Annotated in this window: 30 protein-coding genes and 2 pseudogenes; 12 read left to right on the forward strand and 20 right to left on the reverse strand. The window is 58.6% G+C overall.

The genetic code is table 11. From position 1 onward, the window contains the following. Window positions 1-16: 16 nt before the first annotated feature. From ACUN0E_RS36735 to ACUN0E_RS36750, 4 genes are read right to left on the reverse strand one after another with little or no spacing between them, the layout of a single operon-like run. Window positions 17-1750 carry a DnaB-like helicase C-terminal domain-containing protein gene (locus tag ACUN0E_RS36735; RefSeq protein ID WP_445569691.1) on the reverse strand — a complete coding sequence of 578 codons (1734 nt, stop codon included), beginning with the start codon at window positions 1748-1750 and terminating at the stop codon, window positions 17-19. Window positions 1751-1758: 8 nt separating this feature from the next. Further along, window positions 1759-2709: a conserved phage C-terminal domain-containing protein gene (locus ACUN0E_RS36740; RefSeq protein ID WP_445569692.1), complete on the reverse strand. Its 951-nt coding sequence runs from the start codon at window positions 2707-2709 to the stop codon at window positions 1759-1761. After that, window positions 2706-2999 (reverse strand): hypothetical protein, encoded by a 294-nt coding sequence (locus ACUN0E_RS36745; protein WP_445569693.1) that lies wholly within the window; start codon window positions 2997-2999, stop codon window positions 2706-2708. Before ACUN0E_RS36745 ends, ACUN0E_RS36740 begins: the two co-directional genes overlap by 4 nt. 8 nt (window positions 3000-3007) lie before the next feature. Continuing rightward, complete coding sequence (locus tag ACUN0E_RS36750; protein WP_445569694.1) at window positions 3008-3250, reverse strand: helix-turn-helix transcriptional regulator; 243 nt, start codon at window positions 3248-3250, stop codon at window positions 3008-3010. Between the two features lie 175 nt (window positions 3251-3425). Between ACUN0E_RS36750 and ACUN0E_RS36755 the strand changes: the two genes are divergently transcribed. Further along, window positions 3426-3830: an Arc family DNA-binding protein gene (locus ACUN0E_RS36755; protein ID WP_445569695.1), complete on the forward strand. Its 405-nt coding sequence runs from the start codon at window positions 3426-3428 to the stop codon at window positions 3828-3830. Window positions 3831-3954: 124 nt separating this feature from the next. On the opposite strand, the gene ACUN0E_RS36760 is transcribed toward ACUN0E_RS36755, so the two are convergent. From ACUN0E_RS36760 to ACUN0E_RS36785, 6 genes are all read right to left on the reverse strand, one after another. Next, on the reverse strand, window positions 3955-4509 hold the full coding sequence (locus tag ACUN0E_RS36760) for a hypothetical protein (protein WP_445569696.1): 555 nt from the start codon (window positions 4507-4509) through the stop codon (window positions 3955-3957). Beyond that, complete coding sequence (locus ACUN0E_RS36765; protein ID WP_445569697.1) at window positions 4502-5005, reverse strand: hypothetical protein; 504 nt, start codon at window positions 5003-5005, stop codon at window positions 4502-4504. The genes ACUN0E_RS36760 and ACUN0E_RS36765 overlap by 8 nt, the downstream gene beginning before the upstream one ends. Window positions 5006-5351: 346 nt before the next feature. Further along, entirely contained in the window at window positions 5352-5657 is a 306-nt protein-coding gene (locus ACUN0E_RS36770; RefSeq protein WP_445569698.1) for a helix-turn-helix domain-containing protein, read from the reverse strand. A 27-nt stretch (window positions 5658-5684) separates the two neighbouring features. Further along, entirely contained in the window at window positions 5685-6518 is an 834-nt protein-coding gene (locus ACUN0E_RS36775; protein ID WP_445569699.1) for a hypothetical protein, read from the reverse strand. Continuing rightward, window positions 6515-6790, reverse strand: coding sequence for a DUF4224 domain-containing protein (locus ACUN0E_RS36780; RefSeq protein WP_445569700.1), 276 nt, complete (start codon window positions 6788-6790; stop codon window positions 6515-6517). The genes ACUN0E_RS36775 and ACUN0E_RS36780 overlap by 4 nt, the downstream gene beginning before the upstream one ends. Before the next feature lie 26 nt (window positions 6791-6816). After that, window positions 6817-7014, reverse strand: coding sequence for an excisionase (locus ACUN0E_RS36785; RefSeq protein ID WP_445569701.1), 198 nt, complete (start codon window positions 7012-7014; stop codon window positions 6817-6819). A 101-nt stretch (window positions 7015-7115) separates the two neighbouring features. Here ACUN0E_RS36785 and ACUN0E_RS36790 point away from each other — a divergent pair, with 101 nt between their 5' ends. Further along, the gene (locus tag ACUN0E_RS36790; RefSeq protein WP_445569702.1) at window positions 7116-7394 is read left to right on the forward strand and encodes a hypothetical protein; all 279 of its coding nucleotides are present in this window, start codon (window positions 7116-7118) and stop codon (window positions 7392-7394) included. A 41-nt stretch (window positions 7395-7435) separates the two neighbouring features. After that, complete coding sequence (locus ACUN0E_RS36795; protein WP_445569703.1) at window positions 7436-8674, forward strand: hypothetical protein; 1239 nt, start codon at window positions 7436-7438, stop codon at window positions 8672-8674. 272 nt (window positions 8675-8946) lie between these two features. Here ACUN0E_RS36795 and ACUN0E_RS36800 read toward each other — a convergent pair whose 3' ends face one another. From ACUN0E_RS36800 to ACUN0E_RS36810, 3 genes are read right to left on the reverse strand one after another with little or no spacing between them, the layout of a single operon-like run. Then, window positions 8947-9336, reverse strand: coding sequence for a hypothetical protein (locus ACUN0E_RS36800; protein WP_445569704.1), 390 nt, complete (start codon window positions 9334-9336; stop codon window positions 8947-8949). An 11-nt stretch (window positions 9337-9347) separates the two neighbouring features. Further along, a complete protein-coding gene (locus ACUN0E_RS36805; RefSeq protein WP_445569705.1) occupies window positions 9348-9635 on the reverse strand; it encodes a hypothetical protein in 288 nt (95 codons plus the stop codon). Then, window positions 9632-10147, reverse strand: coding sequence for a hypothetical protein (locus ACUN0E_RS36810; protein WP_445569706.1), 516 nt, complete (start codon window positions 10145-10147; stop codon window positions 9632-9634). Before ACUN0E_RS36810 ends, ACUN0E_RS36805 begins: the two co-directional genes overlap by 4 nt. A 628-nt stretch (window positions 10148-10775) precedes the next feature. On the opposite strand from ACUN0E_RS36810, the gene ACUN0E_RS36815 reads away from it, so the two are divergent. Further along, window positions 10776-11186 (forward strand): VOC family protein, encoded by a 411-nt coding sequence (locus ACUN0E_RS36815; protein ID WP_445569707.1) that lies wholly within the window; start codon window positions 10776-10778, stop codon window positions 11184-11186. A gap of 344 nt (window positions 11187-11530) precedes the next feature. Here ACUN0E_RS36815 and ACUN0E_RS36820 read toward each other — a convergent pair whose 3' ends face one another. After that, window positions 11531-12415, reverse strand: a complete 885-nt coding sequence (locus tag ACUN0E_RS36820; RefSeq protein ID WP_408241890.1) for an SDR family oxidoreductase — start codon at window positions 12413-12415, stop codon at window positions 11531-11533. A 105-nt stretch (window positions 12416-12520) separates the two neighbouring features. Here ACUN0E_RS36820 and ACUN0E_RS36825 point away from each other — a divergent pair, with 105 nt between their 5' ends. Further along, window positions 12521-12940 (forward strand): winged helix-turn-helix transcriptional regulator, encoded by a 420-nt coding sequence (locus ACUN0E_RS36825; protein WP_408241892.1) that lies wholly within the window; start codon window positions 12521-12523, stop codon window positions 12938-12940. A 92-nt stretch (window positions 12941-13032) separates the two neighbouring features. On the opposite strand, the gene ACUN0E_RS36830 is transcribed toward ACUN0E_RS36825, so the two are convergent. The 3 genes from ACUN0E_RS36830 to ACUN0E_RS36840 all read right to left on the reverse strand — a co-directional run bounded on the left by ACUN0E_RS36830 (window position 13033) and on the right by ACUN0E_RS36840 (window position 15180). Further along, on the reverse strand, window positions 13033-14004 hold the full coding sequence (locus ACUN0E_RS36830) for a Dyp-type peroxidase (protein ID WP_445569708.1): 972 nt from the start codon (window positions 14002-14004) through the stop codon (window positions 13033-13035). Window positions 14005-14273: 269 nt separating this feature from the next. Continuing rightward, window positions 14274-14750: a hypothetical protein gene (locus ACUN0E_RS36835; protein WP_445569709.1), complete on the reverse strand. Its 477-nt coding sequence runs from the start codon at window positions 14748-14750 to the stop codon at window positions 14274-14276. Window positions 14751-14988: 238 nt separating this feature from the next. Continuing rightward, the gene (locus ACUN0E_RS36840; protein ID WP_445569710.1) at window positions 14989-15180 is read right to left on the reverse strand and encodes a hypothetical protein; all 192 of its coding nucleotides are present in this window, start codon (window positions 15178-15180) and stop codon (window positions 14989-14991) included. 439 nt (window positions 15181-15619) lie between these two features. Here ACUN0E_RS36840 and ACUN0E_RS36845 point away from each other — a divergent pair. Together ACUN0E_RS36845 and ACUN0E_RS36850 are read left to right on the forward strand one after the other, a co-directional pair. After that, window positions 15620-15751: pseudogene (locus ACUN0E_RS36845) on the forward strand (hypothetical protein); the annotation flags it as partial. A gap of 36 nt (window positions 15752-15787) precedes the next feature. Then, window positions 15788-15904, forward strand: a pseudogene (locus tag ACUN0E_RS36850) (ATP synthase beta subunit C-terminal domain-containing protein); the annotation flags it as partial. Window positions 15905-16528: 624 nt separating this feature from the next. Here the strand turns inward: ACUN0E_RS36850 and ACUN0E_RS36855 are convergent. The 3 genes from ACUN0E_RS36855 to ACUN0E_RS36865 form a co-directional block, all read right to left on the reverse strand. After that, on the reverse strand, window positions 16529-17236 hold the full coding sequence (locus tag ACUN0E_RS36855) for a glutathione binding-like protein (RefSeq protein ID WP_408241902.1): 708 nt from the start codon (window positions 17234-17236) through the stop codon (window positions 16529-16531). A gap of 261 nt (window positions 17237-17497) precedes the next feature. Further along, window positions 17498-17719 (reverse strand): hypothetical protein, encoded by a 222-nt coding sequence (locus ACUN0E_RS36860; protein WP_408241904.1) that lies wholly within the window; start codon window positions 17717-17719, stop codon window positions 17498-17500. 292 nt (window positions 17720-18011) lie between these two features. Next, window positions 18012-18203: a CsbD family protein gene (locus ACUN0E_RS36865; RefSeq protein WP_445569711.1), complete on the reverse strand. Its 192-nt coding sequence runs from the start codon at window positions 18201-18203 to the stop codon at window positions 18012-18014. A gap of 186 nt (window positions 18204-18389) precedes the next feature. On the opposite strand from ACUN0E_RS36865, the gene ACUN0E_RS36870 reads away from it, so the two are divergent. The 5 genes from ACUN0E_RS36870 to ACUN0E_RS36890 all read left to right on the forward strand — a co-directional run bounded on the left by ACUN0E_RS36870 (window position 18390) and on the right by ACUN0E_RS36890 (window position 23019). After that, window positions 18390-18716, forward strand: a complete 327-nt coding sequence (locus ACUN0E_RS36870; RefSeq protein WP_445569712.1) for a hypothetical protein — start codon at window positions 18390-18392, stop codon at window positions 18714-18716. A gap of 271 nt (window positions 18717-18987) precedes the next feature. After that, window positions 18988-20271, forward strand: a complete 1284-nt coding sequence (dcm, locus tag ACUN0E_RS36875) for a DNA (cytosine-5-)-methyltransferase (RefSeq protein ID WP_445569713.1) — start codon at window positions 18988-18990, stop codon at window positions 20269-20271. Window positions 20272-20301: 30 nt separating this feature from the next. Further along, window positions 20302-20748: a very short patch repair endonuclease gene (locus tag ACUN0E_RS36880; RefSeq protein ID WP_445569714.1), complete on the forward strand. Its 447-nt coding sequence runs from the start codon at window positions 20302-20304 to the stop codon at window positions 20746-20748. A gap of 174 nt (window positions 20749-20922) precedes the next feature. Next, window positions 20923-21426: a YbhB/YbcL family Raf kinase inhibitor-like protein gene (locus ACUN0E_RS36885; protein ID WP_408241914.1), complete on the forward strand. Its 504-nt coding sequence runs from the start codon at window positions 20923-20925 to the stop codon at window positions 21424-21426. 138 nt (window positions 21427-21564) lie between these two features. After that, window positions 21565-23019 carry an MFS transporter gene (locus ACUN0E_RS36890; protein ID WP_445569715.1) on the forward strand — a complete coding sequence of 485 codons (1455 nt, stop codon included), beginning with the start codon at window positions 21565-21567 and terminating at the stop codon, window positions 23017-23019. Window positions 23020-23108 lie beyond the last annotated feature (89 nt).

The following is a 23108-nucleotide window of genomic DNA, read 5'->3' on the forward strand; positions in this document are numbered from 1 at the left end:
AACCGTTCATTCATCACTATTCCCCTGCTTCATGGTGAGGTTTTGCGGGAGCCGTCTTCGGCAGCTTTGGCGCATAACTCGGCTCGCACGCGTACTGGCCGACCACGGCGTTGTATCGAAGCTCGACCATGCCGATCCGCCCGTTCTGCTTCTTGCGAACCTTCTGGACATGGATCTGCACGAGCGCCACCGTGTCTGAGTTATCGCGGTGCACCGCGATGCAGTTGTCAGCCTTGTTGCGCCAGTGGGCCGATCCGGCCACGTCGTACGGCGTCGGCACCGGGTACACGCCATCCTCTTTTCGCAGGATCCGTGGGTGCGCGACAATCCAGACGTGAACGCCGTTCTCTCGCGCGAACTTCCGCACCTTCGAAAGTGACTGCGATATGTACTCGGTCTCGGTCAGCGCCGGCGGCCGCATGTGGTCGACCTCGTTCCACGGGTCGAGGACCAGCCCGCGGATCCCTTTGCTTTTCACCAGCGAGCGCGCGATCTCGAGCAGACTGTCGACTGTCGGGCTTTCCGGCTGGACGAACGTGAAGTGCGCGTCGAGCCAGTCCATCGCCGCTTCGTGTTCGGCGGCCGTCATCCGATCGGTGGGCCCGCGTTCTGCTGGCTTACCGATGTACTTTTCCGCCAGCTTGTCAGCGTGATACTCGAGCGGCTGGTTCTCCGGCGAGAAAACGCCGAACGTCCACCCGTGCTCGCGCGCGAGGTTTATCGACAGAGCATCGAGCCATTCGCTCTTGCCGGCGCCCGGAATGCCGGTGACCAGGGTCCACTCGCCGGTCATCACGCGATAGTGCGGATCCACCGACGGCCAGCCAGTCGAAATGCCGCGCGGCGCGCCGTGCTCATACCGGTCGCGCATTGATTGCCGGAAGTCGTCGACCGTGTATGTGCCCTCAACCGGCAGCGGCCGCGCGCCGCTGATGCAATCGCCGATCACCTCGGCGCCATGCTTCATGAGCACTTCGTTCGCGTCCTTGCAGTCCGCCGGCCACTGCACGACGAGGCACTTCTCGCGGCCGAGCCGACGCACCAACTCCTCCTGCAACCGCACGCCCGCCTCATCGGAATCGACTGCGATCACGTGTGCCTCGATCGCTTCAAGCGCCGGATCCAGCAGGTAGTCGAACTTGTGCGCGTACTCGCGCGAATCAGGCGCAGGCGCGCCGTCAGGCACCGAGACGCAACTGATGACGCCGGCCATCTCGAGCGACAGCTTGTCGATCTCGCCTTCGACCCACACAAGGCAGCCCGGATTGATGTCGTTCAGACCGTACAGCACGCGCTCGGCGCCGGCCGCCATCCGGAATAGCTTGTCCTTGGTCCGGTACTTGACGTTGACGACATCCTCGCCGCGGTAATACGGGAACAGGATGCAGTCCCGCTCTTCCTCGACCTGCGGAAAGTACGCCGTGCCCTTTGTGATGCGGTTGCGCGCGATGACTTCAGCACTGATGCCTCGCGTCTTGAACCAGCCGAGCGTGCCGTCGGGCACGTGGTCCGGCGCAATAAACGCGGGCTTCGAATATGCCTTGCGGATCTCGGGCTTCTGCCATTCGCCGCCCTTGAGGGTCCCGCTCCAGCCGCAATGCCAGCAGTTCCAGATGCCCTTATCCGTGTTGACGTTCAGGCACGGGTAGTTCTTTTTCTTGCGGTGCGGCGAGCACTGGGGGCAGGTCACCTTGACCTCGATACCAGTCTTGGAGCCGAGTTCGATCCCGAAATCGTGAAAGGTTTTCATGGCGCCGCTCACCAGACGAACTTGGCTTTTTTCGGCGCCGCCCCAGCATCGGCCACGCCGAGCTGCCCAAGGTACTGCGCGAATTTCTCGGCGTTGAAAAGTGTCGCCGGCCGCAGGTACCTGCGCATGTCATGGCCTTTGGGCCATTCACGGTTTTTCGCGTTCACGACAGCATGGAGATCGTCCATCGTCGCGCCTTCACGCATGCGGGCCCGAATCAGCTTCGCGCTCGCCTCTACCACGCGGAAGTTCGCTCCTGCCACCGCGTTGAGGTGTCCGATAATTTCGGCCACCGGATCGCTCGCCTCGAGCACCAGTTCCGGCTCGCGCTGTTCGGACTCTTCTCCGTTCGCATCGTCGGGCTTGCCCGACAATGGGTTTAGGTTTTCTCTGGAATCAGGAATCAGGAAACGAGAATCAGGAATCAGCCGGGTTTCCCCCCCGTTCATAGCGCTATCATCGACCGATGATTGACCTTTGATAGATGGTTCAACCTCAGTCTTGTCCTGGGATTGATGCACGACGGTAGATCTATCATTGAGAGATGATTGGTCAATGATAGAGGGTGGAACCTCGGGCTTTTGGTCCGTCGATTGACCGTTATTCGACCGGTCGGCCTCGGGCTTTACTGCGGATGACGATGAAGGAATGACGCTCCCTGCTTCCTTGTAATGCGGGTTCTGGTGTTTGGAGAAAGTCGGGATTTCGATGTACTGCCGGCCCTCCGCGGTATAGATGACGATGAAACCGTGTGCAGCCAGATCGTCCAGCAGCGGCTCAACGTCGACGCTGTCAAAGCGCAACAGCTCGCCCTTGATCTTCTTCGGGCGAAATTCGAGGCGCCCATCGCGATCAGCCATCATCCACAACCCCGGGAAGATGAACCGCGCCCAGATCGAGCACTCGGCCAGATCCTCATTGGCGTAAAAGCCCGGTTTGATGTTGCGGGAGCGGCTCAAGATTGCCCCCGCATCGATTCGGCGATCGCCAGTTCCATCAGCAGCCGCTGGTCGGCGCTTCGCGCACGGATCTCGCTCATCATTTCGCGCAGGCACACGCGCCGCCACAGTGGTGTGGCACCGCTGGCGCATATGAGACTGCCGAGGGCAGAGATGCGCAGCTCGCGTTCGTAGTCGGCGCGGGCGTCGCCGGTTATGTCGACAGGCTCGGCCTGCCGCACGGACCAAGCGTCAAGACGCGGAAGCGTGAATGTGCGCGGCGCGCGCACGCGCTCCTGAACGGTCGTCATGGCGGACCTCAGGAGGCGTTTGGGCTGTAACCGAGAGGATCCGCAAGGTACTTATGCACTTCTTCATTTTTGTAAACGGTGCATTTCTCAGACAGCCGGATCGGCGGGGGCGCTTTACCAGCTTGCGTCAACTTGCGCCAGGTCTCACGTCCCACCGGAAGAAACGGGGCAATTTGAGCCCATTTGGAGAGCCCCACGGCTGGAAGAAAATTGGGGACACCGTCATGCAGCTTTGTATTTCTTGCCTTCATAAATTCCTCGCCTATGTGATCGGGGCGCCCGGATCGGCCTCGGAGCATGAAAAATTGCCCACAAACGCCTATCACGGGATATAGTGCCTTCAATTCGAAGGCATGCGCCCAAGTATAGAACGCCTCCAAAATGGAGGCAATATTATTTTGAAGGCAAAATAGAGGCAATCTGACTATGGCTACGCAGGACGACTACATCAAGACGGCGCTCCGACTTCCACGAGATTTGCACGCAGAGTTAACGTCAAGCGCGCAGTTACTAGGGCGATCGTTGAACGCTGAAATTATTGAGCGGCTCGCGAGAGGGACGAATACATGGGAAATGCACAAAGTCATTTCCCAACTGACGCAAGCGATCGAAGACGGAAACAACCGTCGCAAACGCGAGAATGGCGCCATATTGCGTGGGCTCGACGCAGCTGTCGAAGCGCTTAGAACTGCAGTGGATATTGCCGAACGCGAAGGCGTTAGCGGCGACGCGCTGGACGATCTTCGGAATAGCTTCTCTGAACAGGAATCAAACAAATATCAATTCGAAGCACTAATCGATCACGACGCGGAATATCTTGGGGACGTTTAAGTGCACTCATTCGAGGGGAACATCTCTTCGAACCCGGTTCCGACGATGCAGTGGATGAAAACCGCGCCAACAGGGTAAGGGAGCCCTGCTTTCGCCCCGCCGGGCTAGGCGCGGTTGCAAACGATTATGCCCGCGTTTCAGGCTGGTCATCTGACGGCCGACGACGCTTACGTGGTGGCGGGACGAGACCCGGAATGAGTGCCTTGAACGTCTGGAACTTCTCATCGCGTTTTGCCGCCCAGTACGCCGCGAAATTCTGATGAAACGCCGCGCGTCCCTCTGCAGTCTGCGCATACAGCAGCCTGTTCAGTTTTATAGCCTGAACCTTGATCGCTTCATCGGGCCAATTCCAGTCCAGCCTCTCGACACGCAAGCACCAGTTGTCACAATCGAGAAAAGCCCGGCGCGGGCCTTTAGCGCCATCTGGCCGTACGCGTACCAGATGGAATTCAAGCCCGTTGGCTTTCCAGGAAACGCTGTCGAAGCCGTTCGGCCACGTTGTTCCGGCCGGGATAACACCTTCGGTTTCGAGCTGCAGACGAGTGCCGATGTATTTGGCCATCGCTATACCCGAGGGCCGAATGATGATGGTCAGCTCATCGAGAGCAAGAGGGCCAAGGTTACCCGAGGATATAACGTTATCGCTACGTGCATCAATGGCCGACATTTTCTTATTCATGACGCGCCCTCCACACGAGATCCATCAGGTCCGCCGCCAGATTCTTCATGTCCTCGCGCAGTTCGACCACCGTGCAACGCGTAGGCAATGATTCGGTTGTGTCGTCGGGCAACGCCTCGGCCATAAATGCCAAGACATTGTAGATTCGCCACCCGCGGCTTGATTCGTCTACGAGGAAATTCTCGACCCGCTTAAGCGTGCGTGCATTACTCGCGAACTGACTGACTCCGCCCGTCAGTCCCTTGAAGAACTCGTCGCCCATTGCGTCGACCAGATCTCCGAACTCGGCGTCGGTCTGTTCAATGGCAACTGGGGTGGTAACGTTAACCCAGTTCATCCAGAGTGCGTCGGCTACGGCCTGGACGGCTTCTGCGTCGCCAAGAATATCGCGGCCGGCGGCGCGGGCTCGCTCGAGCGCTTCGTCGCGCGGAAGCGATGCCAGATTGACGGGTGGTTGTGTGCTTTGCTCGGAACGAGCGGAGGCATTGGTAGTCATGGTGCGTCCTTTGTGGGCTGTTAAGCCCGCGCCCCCATCGCCAAATGAGGGTGGGCAGGCGAATAGCAAGGTTGGCGAACCGGACACAAAGAAACCCGGCATACCCGAAGGTATCCCTACCACCGCCCGCCCGTAAAATGGACGTACACGTAGTATACAGACGAAAAAATACCGCCATGTGGCGGTCGTCGTCCGCCTTTGTGATCACAGGTCGCCAAACCCGATCGCTGTTGTCTCAACGATGTGTAAAGGTTAGTTATCCAGTGTGGATTCGTCAAGCGGGATTTTGCAAACCTAGACTGTTGTGGCAAGACAGAACAGAAGATCATTCCGACGGACAGGCAGCTCACTTCGCTGACCGGCCTTTCGGCTTTCTCGCAAGACGCTCATCGAGCGCCTTGACAGCCCGTTCGTGTTCGAGCGTCCGGAAGTCAGGATAACGATTCTTTCTATCCGGGGGCTGGACCGACCTAGTTCGTGGATGCGCCTCTTCTTGACGATCTGCCAGCGAACGCTCGCGAAGCATGTCGGGCCAGACTCTCCACTGATTGCCGACCTGGAAAAACCCAAGTTTTTCCTTGTGTGCATAGACAGTGCTGTAGCTGACGCCAAGCAGATCTGCTACTTCCTTCAAAGTCAGTGCTTTTTCCACGTTGCCTCGTCCGGGTTGACAGGGTAACTAACTGATTCGCGGAACAATCGCTACGTCGCGCTCCAATTCATCCGCCACCTGGAGCGCCCATGCAAGCCACTGCTCGTACGCTTCCGCCGACATTTTTCCTTCAGAAACTTGGCCGGCCATTGCCATCGCGTACGCCTTGATCATTTGACCGGCGTGCCACTGTTGAGCTTGCGCAATCAGTTCATCGCGCCGCTTCCGGTCTTCTGCGAGCCGACGCTCGGTAACTTTTCGATCAGCTCGCGCGCGTTCGACCGCCAACTCGGTCCTGCGTCTCTTTTCGACAAAGGTAACCGCAGCCGCATGACGCCGTTCGATCTCGGCAAGGATTTTAGGCAGACTCTCAGCCAGGATGAGGCCCGACTTCTCTTTGAACACTGCGGCACTCGTCCAGTGCTCATTCACGTGCACTTCAAGCCAGCCGGTTCCGACGAGCCCATGAGTGTAGACAGACGCCTGATCTTCTTTCGAGATGAGGTCAGTATTGGCTCGAAAGCACGGTTCTACCACCCGCAACGCCGACTCAGCGCCGTCCCTGCTCAGGGCAATGTGAGTATATTGACGACCCATAGAAACATCGAACCCGGCGAGTTCCGCAACGCGGCAGATCTCGTTCGCCATAAGCAAGCATCGCTCATATGTCGCTCGGGTACATCTTATCGGGTCGGCCACATCCGCTCGTCTTTGTCCTGATCGGGCATTGGCCGGAAAGAATTCTTCCCATGAGCGATAGCCCGAAATTTTGCCTTGATACAAGGCATCAAACCGAAGCTTGATTTTCCAGACGACGGCATTCCATGCCGACTCGTCATCACAGGAACGCCGTCGCTTCACGATGGGCCATCCTTCGCACCAGTCGATTTGCGAGTAAAGGCTGGCCGCAAAGTCGGCCGCTCAATCGGCGGCGGGACTGTGACTTTGGGTGGAAGCCCCATGCGTTTTGCTAAGAGTGCCTCAAAGACCTCCTGGGTTATGACCACCGATCCGTCTGCCCGACAAATGACGCGCACACGGAAGTTCTCTTCGAACCACTTCACCTGTGCGGAAAAGCGCTTCATGCCTGTAATCGCAACGATATCTTCGAATACTAGAAGCTTGTATGTCATAGATGCGCTTCTCCGGGACGGACGTTCTACTTTGGAATCCGGTCGGCGAGTCGAGGACGTACGGTGCCGTCCGCAAACGTTGCATTATCTTCAACGTAGTAGGACCGCCCCACCTTTACCGGCGGCGGATAAATCTTGCCAGCGTTGATCCACAAGCGCGCCGTGCGAATCTTCGGCGGCGGATCAAACTCCTTTTCCAGCCACTTATCCAATCGGATTTTCATGCGCAGCTCCTGACGGAAGAAACTTGCGAATTCCGATGATACCGCCGGGCTTGCGCGCAACGAGTTAGAGCGACACAATCGCTCGTCGATCGGGGATTCCAATGAAAACGAAAATAGTCTTAGCGGCGCTGACTATGCTTGCCGCATGCACGACCATATCCGAGATCACGCCGGCCGGCGACGGGCACTACACCGTCACGACTCAGGTCCGCGGCGGTATGACGCCATGGGGAGAGATCAAAGCAACAAGTCTTAAGCGCGCAGATGAATACTGCGGCGGCCAGGGCAAGCAGATGCATCAGGTCGACATGCAGACGCACGGCGTGCGCGGTTGGACGCCACAGGAAGCGGAACTGACGTTCTCATGCACGCAGCCATAACGACTGTTTCTCCCACAAAGCGTAGCCCGGAAAATTACAAGATGTCACGCGCGACACTGCTTCATGCGTTAAAACACTTAGTGACGACCCAACGGGATTTCGTCAGATCCACGCTGCCTTGGGCTCACGCACTCGAAGCACCCCATATCCACATCCCGGAGTGGTTCCTCCAAGTTGCGCTCGAGCAACCAGAAATAGCTGAACTCGAAGGCTACCTGTTCAATCAGGGCAACTCCGTCCATTCACTAGGAGCCAGCTTTATATTAAGCGCATTGATCGCCAAGGCCCTCGACGAAGGCGCGGATGTGGCGATCGCGTCCATGTATGACTTTATAGATATCGATTGCAACCGATGCATCGAGGTTTTGTTGCTTGAGGGAATACACGTTGTCGAGACGACGGAGGTCGCAGACGGTATTTTCCTCTGCCCAGTTAGCGCCGTTCCCTCCAGCACGCTTCGTTCGTATTTGACTTATGTCGCTGAGAACACGGAGAGGCCACCTCTATCGATGGCTCACCTTTTGCACGAAGAAAAACGCAATCCAGGCGCCGCACTCTTCCAAATTCGGGAAGTGGAACCCAAGTTCTACCGCGAAATGCCTCAGTTTCCATTAATGGCTGACATCCCGCCAATCCATGACATTGCGAACGTCCTGGCGATCTTAGGGCCAACTTCCCCGCTAACGTGCAAGTCTTTCTCTGAGTTGGCCGATGGAGAGTTCTTGAAGGGATTCGTTGGATTTTCTTGGGGCACCCACCGAGAAGAAACCCGCGTCTATAAAAACGTTAGTGTCACGAGCAACGAGATCAAAAACTTCGTACCCGTCATTCGTCGCTATCTGGCGTTGTCCACCGAGATGAAGCTCAGACTTCGAGTCCCTCTTCATCGACTGAACGAGGCAGTCAGGCATGGCAAGCTGGAGGACAGGGCACTGGATTTGGGAATCGCCCTCGAATCGCTGCTTCTGGGTGGTGACCTTGGGAAGGAAAAAATCACGTCCCGCCTTAAACGACGAGGGGGCTTGTTGCTGGCGGCAGAAAAAAGTCAGATAGCGGCACTGGAGCAGAAGTTCAGCGAACTCTACGATTTCAGATCACGCGCCGCACACGACGGTGACGTGACAGCCAAGGGCGCTAGTAGGGAACATGTTGAAACTGCATTGATCGAAGGCCTGAGCCTATGCGCAGCGGCCATCCGAAAAATCATTGAGCGTGGCAGTTTTCCCGAATGGAATCGCTCAAAACCTGCCAGACGTCGGCTCAGAGATAACAAGCGCTGATGGACAATTTTAACGACGCAGCCCGCGCCGACCTGCTCTGCTATCTCGTAGTCGGGCAGCTCGTCAGGCGACCAGCAGCGCAGCGAGACACGAAAGCGCCAAAGCCAGGAACAGGCCGCCTGAGATCAAGTCGTATGGGTAAGTCATGGGATCCCCGATTTCTTATCCGTCAAGCATAAGACGATCAGGGGTGAAGTAGTGTTAAGGATGGTTAGGCGGCAGAAATGAAAAAGCCCAGCGCGGGACTGGGCTTTTGTAGGTGTCTTCTACGATCAAAACGGCTCGAACCGGAAACTCGGCAGATGGAAGATGAAAAACTGTCCCTGCGGACCAAGACACCCAACCTGCAAATCGAGCGCTTCCTTGAACGAGGGAGAACCGGCGTCCGCCGTACCATCATAGACGGGATGGTCGAGAACTCTAACGATGATTGCGGGATCGCCCCCTAACGGATAGGGGCGAACCTGCATCCCGGGCTTCCATTTGATCAGTTGCCCCGCTTCGAACTTGTTAGGTTCCTGCATTGACTGAAACATCTGCTTCAGTAGCGCAATCTTTGTGTCCGTTGGCAAAGCCAATGGTAATTGCATTGCCATCTGCGGTGCGCTACGGCTGGCTACTGCAGCCGCAAGAGCGGCACCCAAATCCTGAGGAGTCGACATAGTCAGGAGTTCTATAACGAGTAGGAATTGTGGATTTCAACCGGCCTATTCACGGATGCAAGCCCATATGCATTCACGCCTGGTTCGGGATTCGTGATGGTGACATATGGGGTTGAACCGGGGGGAACAGCCGCCGACAGCGCCGCAATCTTCGCCTGCCGCGCCTTCGCACCGTTCTCAACCCGCAAGGCCTTGAGTTCTTGCCGTATATGTCGCTGCAGACGATACGTCCGGTATCCAAGGATCCCAGCCGCCAGGACTAACAAAGCGCTCAAGAGATAGATCAAATATAAGTTCATGATTTCTCCCGTGCTGCCTTTACCTTGAGGTCCAAAAGTCGATTTTTTGAATAAAACGCCAAAATCAGCGCCACGGATGCAAGACAAATCGTCAGGGTGGCGAACCCTACAAGCTTGTCTGCGGCGTCTGCACTTAAAACTGGCTCGTCCAGCAACTGTAGTCCCTTTCCTTTGATGCCGCCATACGAGAACGCCAGTATCACGACACCTACAAGATGAGCCAACATGTGCTTCGATAACACACGGCGACTAGCAGTAACCTTGGAAAATACCACGAAATGTACGATCTCCGCCGAGGCGCCCAGGAGCACAAGCGTAGCAACAGGTAACAGATCGCCGGATCCAAACGTAGATAGGAACGGATGATGGATGTCGAACGCATATTGCGCCGAAAGCCATGTGCCGATAAGTATGAGAACAGGCATCGCGGCTTCACACACTATCCATGCGACGAATTCGTCCGAAATGGACCCGTCGTCTTCTTCTTCGATCACCTCTTCAGGCGTCGTCATTAACTGTCCCCATTTTTCTTGGTTATTGCGGAGGATTCTAACCTGCCGGAAATTCATGCGCACATAGGCACGGACAGTATTTGTCTACCTTCTGTAACTCCAAACGATCATCCTTTGGCTCGATCATTTTCCGCCCTTCAGAGCCGCGCAGCAATCTGCTCCGAGGTCTCCCGGTAGTAATATTCCTTCAGGATGCGCAGGTCGGCGATCATTGCCGATGACGAATCCGGGGCATCCAGAGATACCCCCAAATTCTTTGAGGGTATACATGGGGGTATAAAATAGGTCTAATCGACTCGTAACCACTGTCACACTGAGCATGTGATTCCTGTCAGGGGACCAAGAAAAGGCCAGAGGTCCTTACCACACAAGGATCCGCAGCGAGTTTGGCGTAACTAGCCCACAGCTCCACGGCACCCAACTGCCGATAGTCAGTCGAAGCCGCCCGCTTCACGCACTGTTGATACAGCAAGCAGTATCTGCACCTCGCCAGATAGCGGTTGAGCGACGACCTACGCCATCGGCTACGCTCACCCACCCACTGCCTGTCCGAGCGCTATCGCCCCTTTGCGGACATCCGGCGCTCGGGGGACAATGCCGTTGCGAATCTCTTCCGAGGCTGCGCAACATGACTAAATTTCAGCCTGATGGATGGCATACGGTCACGCCCCGAATCGTCGTACGGGATCCGGAAAACCTGATCACATTCGTCAAAATGGTGTTTCAGGCACAGGGCGAATTCCGTCACGGGCTGCCTGCCGAAATCATGATCGGCGATTCCGTGGTAATGGTTAGCGGCGAAGACGGCCTTCGCGATCCGACGCCGGCGTTTCTGTATGTCTACGTGGCGGACGCCGATTCGACCTACCAGCGAGCGATTGTGGCGAATGCGATCTCGCTCGAAGTTCCGACCGACACGCCATACGGCGACAGGCGAGCGATGGTAAGAGATCCGTGGGGAAACACATGGCAAATTGCCACGCATCAGCGCGACCTCTCGGTTGCCGGGATCCGTTCAAGGTTGGCCAACGACGGATAGGCCGATATTTGGAGAGCAGGAGCGATTTGGGCGCCTCGTCTGTCGTTCGCAGGCCGGGAGCGGCAGATCGAGCCGACCAATGAAGCAACGCACTGATAAGCTCGTGCGCCAAAGCAACGTTACATCCGAGCTATGCCTTCACCCACTATCACTCCGCCCGCTGCCGACCCATTCCACCCCGTCGTCGCCGCCTGGATGGAGGAGCTGCTTTCAAACTACACCAGCCGTTCGGCGGCAATGCCCGCAAACTGCGCACAACTATTCGCCGTAACGGCTTCCGTCGTATCACGGAGAACCAGGATGACGGCCTCCCGAGCTTTTCCTGGCAAAGGGCGGAAATATCCTCAAGCTGTATAGCTGGCCTTGGCCTCTTCCAGATAATCCGCTAGCCGCTTCGGAGTGCGGGCGATGAGCGATTCGAGATGGTCCGTGACGATAGAAAGATTGCCAGCCCGAACCTCCGCCTCAATTGACACCAATAGAGAAACAAATACGTCAGGAACACCAGCCGCTTTCAGCCCCGTAACGAATTGCTCGTCAGTCACATGGACGACGGCAAGAGGCTTGCCTGTAGCACGGCGAGCGAGGTCCGCGATTTCTTCGTTGGACAGCGCCTCAGCGCCAGTGAGCGTGTAGATCCGGCTAATGGAGGTTGGCGTAGCCAGCGCTGCGGCAATCGCTTCAGCAATCTCCTCCCGTCCGGCGCACGACGTTCTCCCGCCTTCAGTTGCCGAATGCCATTGCCCGCTTTTAAGTGCATCAGGGAGCGACCTGAGCAGATTTTCGTGATACCAACCGTTTCGGAAAATCACGTGCGGCAAACCTGTGGCCTTAATGGTCCGCTCAGTTTCCAGGTGGTCCGGTGCGAAGGTCAGAAGCGAACTGTCCGGATTGGGCATCGACGTATAGGCGAGTCGCTTGACACCTGCCGCGGCGGCTGACAGTACCGCATTGCGATGCTGCTTCAATCGTCTGTCGGCCCCATCCAGGGCATCTGTTGAAATGATGAGGGCAGTACCGACGCCTTCGAAAGTTTCGGTCAGGCGTTCCGGATCTTCGAAGTCCGCCTTGCGAACCTCAATGCCCGCTGCCGCAAGGCCAGCAAGCTTTTCGGGGCTGCGGGTGCCGGCGATGATACGGTTGTGCGTCACGCCGCGCGCAAGCAGATGCTTGATAACAAGCTGACCGAGTTGACCGGATGCACCGGTGACGAAAATGGTGTCGCTCATGGACTGGCCTCATTCTGAGTGTTACTCTCGTTTTGAGAGCAACTCGATAATCAAGCGTCTGCGCTCTTCCGTAAAGAAGGCAGTTTTTCAGGAGATAGTTACCAAATGGGAACCACCAAGGCGGTGACTTGCGCCCTCAAAACGAGACTGGAGGAGGCCCGAGCAAAATACGGTGCGTTTACGAATTGCCCGGTGCGCGACGTCATGGATGTCATCAGCGGGCGGTGGAGTTCTTTGCTGATGATGGCGCTGGCCGAGCACCCACATCGGTTCGGTGAACTTCGCCGGTTGGTACCGGACATTTCGCAGCGAATGCTCACGCAGACACTTCATGAGTTACAACGCGACGGCTACGTACATCGTGAAGTCTTTCCTACGAAGCCACCGGGCGTCGAATACAGCCTGACCGACCTCGGTTGTTCGATGTTCGAGGCGTTGAACGTCCTGATTCAGTGGGCCGACGAGAATCATGCCGCGGTCACAACGGCCCGCCTGCACTTTGATAGCGAGAAGGCGTCTGCGTAAGCAGTGTCACACGGCGCTTGCCAACGCCCAAGGACTGGCTCGTACGCATTTCGGTAACTCCTGCGAACTGCCAGCACGGCCGATAGCAAGCTTCAGTCAGCCAGGTTGCTCAGGAACTTGCGTGCCGGAGCGAAAAACGTCACACCGGCAACGGCCTTGGAGAAGTCCAGGATCCGGTCGTGAAGCGGCGGAGGGTTGCCGATGAACATCCGCTCCAGCATCTTCTCGATCACCCAGAGGTGGCGCGAATAGCCGATGAAGTAGGTGCCGTACTCGCCGCGGCCAGGGACGGCGAACGGCATGTTGTCGCGCAGGATGTCGTGCTCGCCTTCGGCGTCCTGGATCGTGCAGAGTGTCTTGTGCGACTTCTGGCCTTCCGTCGCGTCGGGCAACTCGACGTTGTCGAACTTGGTGCGCCCGATGATCTCCTCCTGGGCCTCCACAGGCTGTGCGCGCCAGGCCGACAGGTTATGCAAGTACTTCTGGATCACGACGTAGCTACCACCGGCGTAGGCAGGATCTTCCTCGCCGACGATCGTCGCGGCGGGCAAATCGAGGCCATCGGGATTCGCGGTGCCGTCGACAAATTCGAGCAGATCGCGCCCGTTGAAGTAGCGGAACCCGGCCACGTCGTCGATCGCAGTGACGGCGTCGCCGAAAGCCTCGAGGAGAATCTTCTCGAACTCGATGATCAGGTCCGTCGAGTCGGCACGGATGTGGTACAGCAGATCGCCCGCTGTGGCCACCGCGGTGTGCGTCGCGCCTCGCACCTCTTTGAACGGTGCGAGCTCGCTGGGCGCATGTTTTCCGGTGAGTGGCCCCCAGACGCGATGCGAGATCCCGACGTTGCAGGTGAACACGCCGCGATCGGCCCGGATCCTGACGTCCTTGATGAGGTCGTCGGTGCTGGCCACCACGGCGCGGGCGGTGGCGATCGACGCGTCATCGTCCTTGACGACGAGGACCAGAAACGCAGCGGCCGCCGACATCGGAGCATCGACGTATTGTGGCTCGGTGTCGAGCGCGTGCTGGGCGGTAGAGATCGGCGAAGATATCGGGCTCAAGGGTGCCTCCTGTCGCAAGGTGAGCATGAACGAGTGGTGATCGCTTGCTTCGAGTCTTCTCTCAGTAGCATCCTCAACGCAACCGGGCGCACGTCGCGGCGATATTCAGAAGCGCGGTGTGTCGATGGTGGCAACTCGGCGAGCAACTGACCTCGGAGCGCCCCTCGATTGAGATCGCCTGCGAGTTTGCATTCGACCTTACAGGTCAAGATCGCAGGTAGGCCGCTACCGATCATTGGGTCGCCGGAATGTAAGTTTCCCGCCCATGATCACGCTGGCGGACTGGAGTCGCCGGAAACGTGCAACGGCTCAACCGTTGATGTTCCCTTTGCCGAAACCGCGCGATGGATCGCTTCGGTTAGCTCATTGTTGATCTCGATCAGCCGGTGCACCTCGTCCTGGATCTTCAAGAGCACCTCGGCGTCCTTGTAGGTCTGCAGCGCCTGCTTGTCTGAGGCTGCGGCCGCAACCTTTTGGCCCACCATGATTACTGACAGCAACACCAACTGCAAAAATGTTTGAGCGATCCAGGCGATTAGCGTCGACACTCCGCCCTGGATGGCCGATGGCAAGCTGATGAGCGCGATGACCGCAAAGAAATAGGCGCACCACATCGTGCCAACAGCGTTGGTGATGAAGAGGGCGATTCTCCCGTTCAGACCCAAATGCTCATGCGTGGTAAGGTGCGGTCCGGCTTTTTCGCGTTCCTTAATTCGCGGATCAGGAGAGTGTTCGACTGTCATCATTGAGTCCCCATTGGAGAGTAAGCAATCTGAGGTTAATGGACTCTCGACCAGGACCATCGCAACGTCAAGTTCCGAACGAACGCGATGCTCGGCTTCAACAGTTTCAGGAACGCGGCAACCACCGTTGCACCAGAAACCCACCGCTTACCCCTATTCTGGTCACCACCCGGGCAGCTTTCCACGCAGCCTTTAACTCGAGGTGACTTCTGAGAATATTCATAACGTGCTCGACTATGCGTCAGACACCCGATACGGCTTCGCGGGCAGTTAGGGCACTTCGATATGCACGGGCGGCCGCTTGTTGCTTGACGGTTGTCGAATTGAGATCTACCTCTGTCTTTGCCAATTCATAGGCATTCCTGGCTAGTGCATACGCGCTAGCCGACTCACGTTGAAGTTCGGCAACCTTGGCGCGATCGATGTTGTCCATGCTCATCCTCCATCAGATAGAAGATCCCGGTACTTTTTCGATTCACCGATAATGCTTTGGAGTATTGAATCCCATAAAAGGCTGTCCAGGCGTACGAAATAGTACGAGCAGCAGTATGGTAAAAGTCGTGAGCTAGTGATCAGCGGCACCGGCAAACTGGCACCAGAAAAATGAATATTCCGCCGGCTCCATGCGAATCTGCACGCCTCATATCATGCCGCAAATCGTTTGACCGTACAGCACGAAATCGAAGCGCCGTGCCGCGCCATTGGCGGCATATCACCGATACATATCATCGGCAAAGCAGAGGGTCCTTATCGGGGTGATCTCCCGATGGATTTTGTGAAGCGATCCGGAATTGCTTTCCACCAATTACAAATCCCGCACCAATTACAGTCGTGAGCCGTTTGCGGACAACACTGAACGCGAGCCGATAGCTATGGTCGAAGGCAAGATCGTACAGTGCATTGGTGCCGTGATCGACGTGGAATTTCCGCTCGCTAGCGTGCCGAAGATTTACGACTTGTTGACTGTCGATGGCTCGGAACTGACACTTGAAGCCCAGCAGCAACCAGGCGACGACGTGGGCAAGACCGTCGACATGATGGAACTGCTCAACATCATCGCGATTCCGGGTATGGACGAACTGGCGCCGGAAGACAAACTCGCCGTGGCGCGCGCTCGTAAGATCCAGCGTTTCCTGTCGCAGCCGTTTCACGTCGCACCATGGAGGCAACATGGCACCTGATCGAATCATGTTTATCCGGCACGCGGAGAAGCCAACCGCCAACGAGGGTATCGGAATCGAAGCGGACGGTAAGGCCGACGACGAAAGCCTCGCGGTTCGCGGCTGGCAGCGTGCCGGCGCGTTGGCGCGATTCTTCTGTCCGATTCACGAGACACATTCCGCGCGACTGAGGCCGGCCGCCGTGTTCGCACCGGGCAACGGTCCAGCCAGCAAGAGCAAGCGAGCGATGCAGACAGTTGCGCCTCTCGTTGCGTTGCTGCGAGAAACATCGCAGGTGAACTACGTCACGGCGTACCTGAAGGACGACGGGCCAGCGCTAATGGGGGACGTGCTGACCCAATCCGGCGTCGTGCTGATTGCATGGGAGCACAAAGTGCTGCCGTCGCTATTCGGACACGTGCCTGGTGCTCCCGCGGCTCCTGCGACGTGGCCGGAAGACCGGTTCGACATAGTCTGGATACTCGATCGCGCGTCGGGCGGATGGTCATTCTCCCAACTTCCGCAATTGCTACTCGCCGGCGATACCGCCGAGCCGGTCAGGGGACCAGCCCAAATGACGTACAGCCGAAGACGATCAACATCCCCGGCCGCACCCATCAATCACGAAGGCCGCTTCGGAATCTCCAATCCCCTTGCCACCGCCGGACGCGCGACGAACGCCGCCAGCACCCGCTTCACATTCGGAAAGTCGTCAATCCCGACCAGGTCCCCTGCTTCGTAGAAGCCGATCAGATTACGCACCCACGGGAAGCTCGCAATATCGGCGATCGAATACGTATCGCCCAGGATCCAGTCGCGCCCTTCGAGTTGCTGTTCCAGCACTCCGAGCAGCCGTTTCGATTCCGCGACATAACGATCGCGCGGGCGTTTGTCTTCGTATTCCTTGCCGGCGAACTTGTGGAAGAAACCAAGCTGGCCGAACATCGGACCGATGCCGCCCATCTGGAACATCACCCATTGGATCGCTTCATAACGACCAGCGGCATCCTGCGGAATGAATTTGCCGGCCTTGTCCGCCAGGTAAATCAGAATCGCGCCGGATTCGAACAGCGGCAGCGGTTTACCGTCAGGACCGTTGGGATCGATGATCGCCGGAATCTTGTTGTTCGGATTCAGCGACAGAAACTCCGAGGACATCTGATCGTTTGTATCGAAGCGCACGAGATGCGGCTCATAGGGCAAGCCGGTCTCTTCGAGCATGATCGACACCTTCACGCCATTGGGCGTCGGCAGTGAATACAGCTGAATCCGGTCCGGATGCTCGGCAGGCCATTTCTTCGTGATCGGGAAGGCGGAGAGATCGGTCATGGTGATGGTGTAACCCTTGTGCGAGAGCTGCGGCTAAAAATGGAAATCGGAAATCAGCAATCGGCCAGAAGACCGAAAAGAAGATCCGACCACGCGACCGCCAAATATAAACCGACTCAGCACAACGCGTGCGAACTCGCCACAACGCGAGCCGCCTCAAACGCCCCAACCAACGCGAACGTGCTCACGTGACGTTCGTCCCCCGCATAATCGCCCGAACGTCGAATCGCTGGAGCGAACAAACGCATCAGGCACCAAGGCTCACCACAAATCCTTGGTCGCCGTACCGGCGCGCAGGTTATACCCCTCGCGCCACAAAGCCGCGCCGACCGTCAGCAGCAGCGTCTTCTGCTCGCCGTCGAGTAGCTCCCACGTTGCCGCCAGCCAACTGGCGAAACTCGCACACGTGGTTTCGAGGTCGACGGGCGCTTTGCCCTCCAGATACTGCCGTTCGAACATCGAAAGCACTTTTTCGGGTGTCATGGGCGCCTCCTCGTTGTTGGATGCGCCAAGTCTAAAGGCGGCACACGGCGCGCGAAACGTCTGCGGTGCCGAACCCGGGTTACTCCCAGGCGAAATCGGCATACCAACTGGCGCCCGGCAGCCGGGTCCCGGCACATGAAGCCCAATATCTGAATCCCGCTACCCAAAGGCCCGCATCCGACGCCCGGCAATTGAAGCGCGGCGAGAACGAAAACCCGGCGACTGAAGCCCCGAAGAAAACAAAAAAAGGCGCCGAAGCGCCTTTCCCCGTCAAGCAACACCGAGAGCCCAATTACGGCGCGTTGCGCTTTGCATTGTCCTTGGCGTCTTCCTTAGCGTCGCCATAAGCCTTTTGCACTTTGCCGGCCCCTTGCTGAAGGTCGCCTTTAAGCTCCTTACCCGAGTTGTTGGTGACTTTGCCGGCGACTTCGTTGACCTTGCCCTTGATCTGCTCGCCCACGCCCTTCACCTGGTCCTTGTTCATATTCGGCTCCGATGTCTGGAATGCCAGCGCGACATTACGCCAGTATCCCTATTCAGCAACGGGTGTGCCCGCGCCGGCCGCCAACCCAGCCAATCCTTTTCGCCCGACAAACACGATCGCGAAAAATATTTCAAAAAAACCCTAAAGTCCCGCCGCGGCCAGCCGTAAAGGTGCCAAGGAGGGGCTATGGAACGCACGCTCATTACAATGCCGGGGTCATCGCAGGCGACGCTGGCCGATCAGGACATCGCGCATATCAGGCGCGTGATGCGGCCGTCTTTACACGGCGATCTGGGCGGTCCGATTCTGCCCGCCACTTACTGGCGCAAGCGTCTGTGCCAGTTGCTCGACACCGGCAATCTGTCCCACGCGCAACTGTGCTCGGTGGACAGCCTCCTGCTGCAACTCGACCAGTTCGAGGCCGAACCCCAGCCCGTATGGGATCCGTTGGTCCCGGCAACCACTGTCCCGTTCCAGCCGCTCTCCCCCACGACGGCCGGCCGCCATATCTGACACGCTGCAAGCCTTGATGGCCGGCCATTCGCGCCGGCCAGTCCGACTTTTCCTGCTTAAAAAAAGGCCGCGAACCATGTCGCGGCCCGAACACGTCGCAACGCGGGGAATTCGCGCCACGTCGTAAGCCTACATGTCCAACTGTGACAGCCGCATTTAGGCGAAAGCGGTCTTTGAGTGACAGGAAATTTTCTGCTCGCGGCCGGTGAAAATAGGAAAAAGGGACGACCTTAGGTCATAATGTCCGCAAAAATTCCCAGCAAGGACATTCGTGACCCTCGCCGCACCGCTCGACCTCCTCAGACAGGCCCGTGCCCGCTTCACACAACGCGAAATCGCAGCGCATGTCGGCAAGGACATCAAGACGGTGCGTCGCTGGGAAAAAGGCGAAACGCCGTGCCCGTCCATGCTCGAACCAGCCTTGCGCGACCTGCTGCATAAAAGCGGCCGGACGAAGGCCGGCGCGAATACGGGCGACGCCCAGTTCCGCTTCGTCGATCTGTTTGCTGGCATCGGCGGCATTCGCATGGGTTTCGAGGCGCACGGCGGCGACTGCGTCTTCACGAGCGAGTGGAATGATTTCTCCAACAAGACTTATCGCGAGAACTACCCTGCCGGCGGCGAACACGCGCTGATTGGCGACATCGTCTCGTTTCCCGCCGAAGAGGTGCCGAGCCACGACGTACTGCTTGGCGGTTTTCCGTGCCAGCCGTTCTCGATTGCCGGCGTCAGCAAGAAAAACGCGCTGGGGCGTCCGCACGGCTTTGAGTGCACGACGCAGGGCACGCTGTTTTTCGACGTCGCGCGGATCATCGCGGCAAAGCGCCCCGCCGCGTTCCTGCTGGAAAACGTGAAGAATCTGCTCTCGCACGATAAAGGCCGCACCTTCGACGTGATCTTGCAGACCCTGCGCGACGAACTCGGCTACGAAGTGCACTACCGCGTGGTCGACGGCCAGCATTTCACGCCGCAACACCGGGAGCGCATCATCATCGTCGGCTTTCGCGGCAAGACGTCGTTCTCCTGGGACGATCTGCGTCTGCCGGAAAGCGGCCCGCGCCTTGGCTCGATCCTGCATCGCACGGACGGCAGCGAACCGGTGCTGCCGTGGGACCATGATCGCTTCTTCGACCACGCCGGCAAACGCGTGCAACCGAAGTACACACTCACCCCGAATCTCTGGACCTATCTGCAAAACTACGCGGCGAAGCATCGCGCGGCAGGCAATGGCTTCGGCTTCGGCATGGCGTATCCCGACAGCGTCACGCGCACACTCTCCGCGCGCTATCACAAGGACGGGTCGGAGATCCTGGTCTATCAGGGGGAGCAGTTGCGGCCGCGGCGCCTCACGCCGCGTGAATGCGCCCGGCTGATGGGCTTTCCCGATACCTTCAGGATTCCGGTCAGCGACACGCAGGCTTACCGGCAATTCGGCAACAGCGTCGTCATGCCGGTGATGCGGGAAGTGGCGCGCATCATGCTGCCGCATGTGCAAGCCCTGCTTGCCGAGGAGACGCACAATGGTTCCAGGCAAGCCCTTTCGCTCTATTCCTGAGTGGCCTGACCGGTCACCCAGACGCTAACGATGGTCGATATCGTCGACACCGCGACGCGTAGCCGGATGATGTCCGGCATTCGTGGCCGCAATACGAAACCGGAAATCCTGATCCGCAGCCTGCTGCACGGCCAGGGCTTTCGTTTCCGTTTAGACGCACGCGATCTGCCGGGCCGCCCGGACATCGTGCTGCCGCGCTATCGCGCTGTTGTTCTGGTGCACGGCTGTTTCTGGCACGGCCACGACTGTCATCTCTTCAAATGGCCGCAAACGCGGCCCGAGTTCTGGCGCGACAAGATCGGCCGCAATCGCAGCAATGACGACAAGGTTCAGGCGGCGTTGCTGGCGAGCGGCTGGCGCGTCGGGGTGGTGTGGGAATGCGCTTTGCGTGGTGCGAATCGCGATATCGAAGGCGTGTTGCAGCGGCTCGTCGAGTGGTTGAAGAGCGACGCGCCGAGCTTCGAGGCGCGCGGCTGAAAGCTGCTTGTAGTCTGCCCGGTTCGAACGAATCCCGAAGCCGCTGGTGATACACTCGATTAGCTAGCTCGGGGTATTTTTTTGCGGGCTGAACCTGCAGAAATTGGGCAACAAGCCGGCAGCAAAGAAACACGCCCCGACCATCCCAGAACTATTCACGAAGGGAGGCACACAATGGCTGATTTCCGTCTCTGGTCCGACGATTTTCCCGCCAATGGCTTTATGCCGAAAGCTCACGAATACCACGACAAGGCTTTCGGCGTGGACGGCGAGAACATCTCGCCCGCGCTGCAGTGGGACGCACCGCCGGCCGACACTCAAAGCTTCGCACTCACCGTTCACGATCCGGACGCACCCACGGGCAGCGGCTTCTGGCACTGGGTCGTGGTCAATATTCCGGCCGACGCCCGCTCACTGCCGCGCAACGCCGGCAAGGCCGACGGCGCGCTGCTGCCGCAAGGCGCGCTGCAGGTGCGCAACGACTACGGCACGGTCGGCTTCGGTGGCGCCGCGCCGCCGCGCGGCGACAAGACGCACCGCTACATCTTCCGCCTGCATGCGCTGAAGGTGCCGCATCTGCCGATCAACGCGGACACTACCAATGCGGTCGCACGCTTCATGACGCATCTGAACGAACTCGACTCGACCACCCATACCGGTCTGTACGAACTCAAATAGCGCGTGAGACGCGATGCCGGTGCGCTGTCGCGGCACCGGCATCGTCGCTGCGTGCTGTCCTGACTTTTCAGGGCGGTACGCAGCGCGCGTGACTCATCGCAGGAGCGATGAGCCGCCCCACTCCAAATCAGAAGAACGATGCACGCACAACCATCGCGCGAAGACGATTCGATGCCGTCCGACGCCGCCTCAGCTCCCCCACTCGCCTCCGGCACACCGTTCGCGGATAGCACCGAACAAGGCTTGCCGATTCCGCAACGCTACTGGGCAATGCTGGTTATCGCACTCGCCCTCACGCTGGCGGTGCTCGATAGCGCGATCGCCAACGTGGCGCTGCCGACCATCGCGCGCAATCTCCATGCGAGCGCAGCCGGCTCGATCTGGGTTGTCAACGCTTACCAACTGGCCGTCACCATTTCGCTGCTGCCGCTTGCGTCGCTTGGCGACCGCATCGGCTACCGGCGCATCTATCTGGCCGGACTCATCCTCTTCACGGTGGCGTCGTTCGGTTGCGCGTTGTCCACCTCACTGCCGACGCTCGCGCTCGCCCGCGTGTTTCAGGGCTTCGGCGCGGCGGGCGTCATGAGCGTGAACACCGCGCTGGTGCGCATGATCTATCCGCCCGCGCAACTCGGGCGCGGCGTCGCAATCAACGCGATGGTCGTTGCGGTATCGTCCGCGGTCGGGCCGACGGTCGCCTCCGGCGTGCTCGCCGTCGCCTCGTGGCCGTGGCTGTTTGCGATCAATGTGCCGATCGGGATCGCCGCGATTATCGGCGCCTTCAAGGCGCTGCCAATGAATCCCGGCCACGAGTCTCCGTACGACTATCTGAGCGCGGTAATGAACGCGTTCGTGTTCGGCCTGCTGATTTTCGCCGTCGACGGCCTCGGTCACGGCGAGCACGTCGGCTGGGTTGTCGCCGAGGCACTCGGCGCGGTTGTGATTGGCTACTTCTTCGTGCGCCGTCAGTTGACCCAACCCGCGCCTCTACTGCCGATCGATTTGCTGAGGATTCCAGTGTTCGCCCTGTCGATCGGCACCTCGGTCTGTTCGTTCTGCGCGCAGATGCTGGCCTTCGTGTCGTTGCCGTTTCTGTTGCAGGACACGCTCGGTTTCTCGCAGGTAGACACCGGTTTGCTGATGACGCCGTGGCCGGCGGTGATCATCATCGCCGCGCCGATTGCCGGCGTACTGTCGGACAAGGTGTCGTCTGGCTGGCTAGGCGGCGTCGGGCTCGTTGCGATGACGGCGGGCCTGCTGCTGCTCGCCACGCTCGGCGCGCATCCCGAGCCCATGCAGATCGCGTGGCGCATGGCACTATGCGGCGCGGGCTTCGGGATCTTCCAGTCGCCGAACAACCGGACCATGCTGTCCGCCGCACCGCGTGAGCGCAGCGGCGGCGCGAGCGGCATGCTCGGCACCGCTCGCCTGACCGGGCAGACGCTCGGCGCCGCGCTGGTCGCGCTGATCTTCGGCATCACGCCGCAGAATGGGCCGACTATCGTGCTGTATGTGGCCGCGTGCTTTTCAGCGGTCGCCGCGGTGGTCAGCACGCTGCGAGTGATGCAACGCGTGAGCGTGCAAGCCGCGTGAACGCATTGCCGGCTTGACTATCTCATCCGCTTGAAGCCGGATACAGCAAGGGCGCGAATCGCATGCTGCGGTCCGCGCCCTTTTTAATG

This window comes from Paraburkholderia sp. D1E (assembly GCF_052682275.1).

Bases quoted from the DNA above. Each gene is read 5' to 3' on its own strand.
- ACUN0E_RS36790 (WP_445569702.1), top strand. From the start codon at position 7,116: ATGAAAACGAAAATAGTCTTAGCGGCGCTGACTATGCTTGCCGCATGC.
- ACUN0E_RS36820 (WP_408241890.1), bottom strand. From the start codon at position 12,415: ATGAGCGACACCATTTTCGTCACCGGTGCATCCGGTCAACTCGGTCAG.
- ACUN0E_RS36810 (WP_445569706.1), bottom strand. From the start codon at position 10,147: ATGACGACGCCTGAAGAGGTGATCGAAGAAGAAGACGACGGGTCCATT.
- ACUN0E_RS36860 (WP_408241904.1), bottom strand. From the start codon at position 17,719: ATGACACCCGAAAAAGTGCTTTCGATGTTCGAACGGCAGTATCTGGAG.
- ACUN0E_RS36780 (WP_445569700.1), bottom strand. From the start codon at position 6,790: ATGACATACAAGCTTCTAGTATTCGAAGATATCGTTGCGATTACAGGC.
- ACUN0E_RS36880 (WP_445569714.1), top strand. From the start codon at position 20,302: ATGGTCGATATCGTCGACACCGCGACGCGTAGCCGGATGATGTCCGGC.
- ACUN0E_RS36750 (WP_445569694.1), bottom strand. From the start codon at position 3,250: ATGAAGGCAAGAAATACAAAGCTGCATGACGGTGTCCCCAATTTTCTT.
- ACUN0E_RS36835 (WP_445569709.1), bottom strand. From the start codon at position 14,750: ATGATGACAGTCGAACACTCTCCTGATCCGCGAATTAAGGAACGCGAA.
- ACUN0E_RS36865 (WP_445569711.1), bottom strand. From the start codon at position 18,203: ATGAACAAGGACCAGGTGAAGGGCGTGGGCGAGCAGATCAAGGGCAAG.
- ACUN0E_RS36855 (WP_408241902.1), bottom strand. From the start codon at position 17,236: ATGACCGATCTCTCCGCCTTCCCGATCACGAAGAAATGGCCTGCCGAG.
- ACUN0E_RS36885 (WP_408241914.1), top strand. From the start codon at position 20,923: ATGGCTGATTTCCGTCTCTGGTCCGACGATTTTCCCGCCAATGGCTTT.
- ACUN0E_RS36800 (WP_445569704.1), bottom strand. From the start codon at position 9,336: ATGTCGACTCCTCAGGATTTGGGTGCCGCTCTTGCGGCTGCAGTAGCC.
- ACUN0E_RS36870 (WP_445569712.1), top strand. From the start codon at position 18,390: ATGGAACGCACGCTCATTACAATGCCGGGGTCATCGCAGGCGACGCTG.
- ACUN0E_RS36755 (WP_445569695.1), top strand. From the start codon at position 3,426: ATGGCTACGCAGGACGACTACATCAAGACGGCGCTCCGACTTCCACGA.
- ACUN0E_RS36795 (WP_445569703.1), top strand. From the start codon at position 7,436: ATGTCACGCGCGACACTGCTTCATGCGTTAAAACACTTAGTGACGACC.
- ACUN0E_RS36825 (WP_408241892.1), top strand. From the start codon at position 12,521: ATGGGAACCACCAAGGCGGTGACTTGCGCCCTCAAAACGAGACTGGAG.
- ACUN0E_RS36760 (WP_445569696.1), bottom strand. From the start codon at position 4,509: ATGAATAAGAAAATGTCGGCCATTGATGCACGTAGCGATAACGTTATA.
- ACUN0E_RS36785 (WP_445569701.1), bottom strand. From the start codon at position 7,014: ATGAAAATCCGATTGGATAAGTGGCTGGAAAAGGAGTTTGATCCGCCG.
- ACUN0E_RS36840 (WP_445569710.1), bottom strand. From the start codon at position 15,180: ATGGACAACATCGATCGCGCCAAGGTTGCCGAACTTCAACGTGAGTCG.
- ACUN0E_RS36815 (WP_445569707.1), top strand. From the start codon at position 10,776: ATGACTAAATTTCAGCCTGATGGATGGCATACGGTCACGCCCCGAATC.
- ACUN0E_RS36735 (WP_445569691.1), bottom strand. From the start codon at position 1,750: ATGAAAACCTTTCACGATTTCGGGATCGAACTCGGCTCCAAGACTGGT.
- ACUN0E_RS36805 (WP_445569705.1), bottom strand. From the start codon at position 9,635: ATGAACTTATATTTGATCTATCTCTTGAGCGCTTTGTTAGTCCTGGCG.
- ACUN0E_RS36765 (WP_445569697.1), bottom strand. From the start codon at position 5,005: ATGACTACCAATGCCTCCGCTCGTTCCGAGCAAAGCACACAACCACCC.
- ACUN0E_RS36745 (WP_445569693.1), bottom strand. From the start codon at position 2,999: ATGACGACCGTTCAGGAGCGCGTGCGCGCGCCGCGCACATTCACGCTT.
- ACUN0E_RS36890 (WP_445569715.1), top strand. From the start codon at position 21,565: ATGCACGCACAACCATCGCGCGAAGACGATTCGATGCCGTCCGACGCC.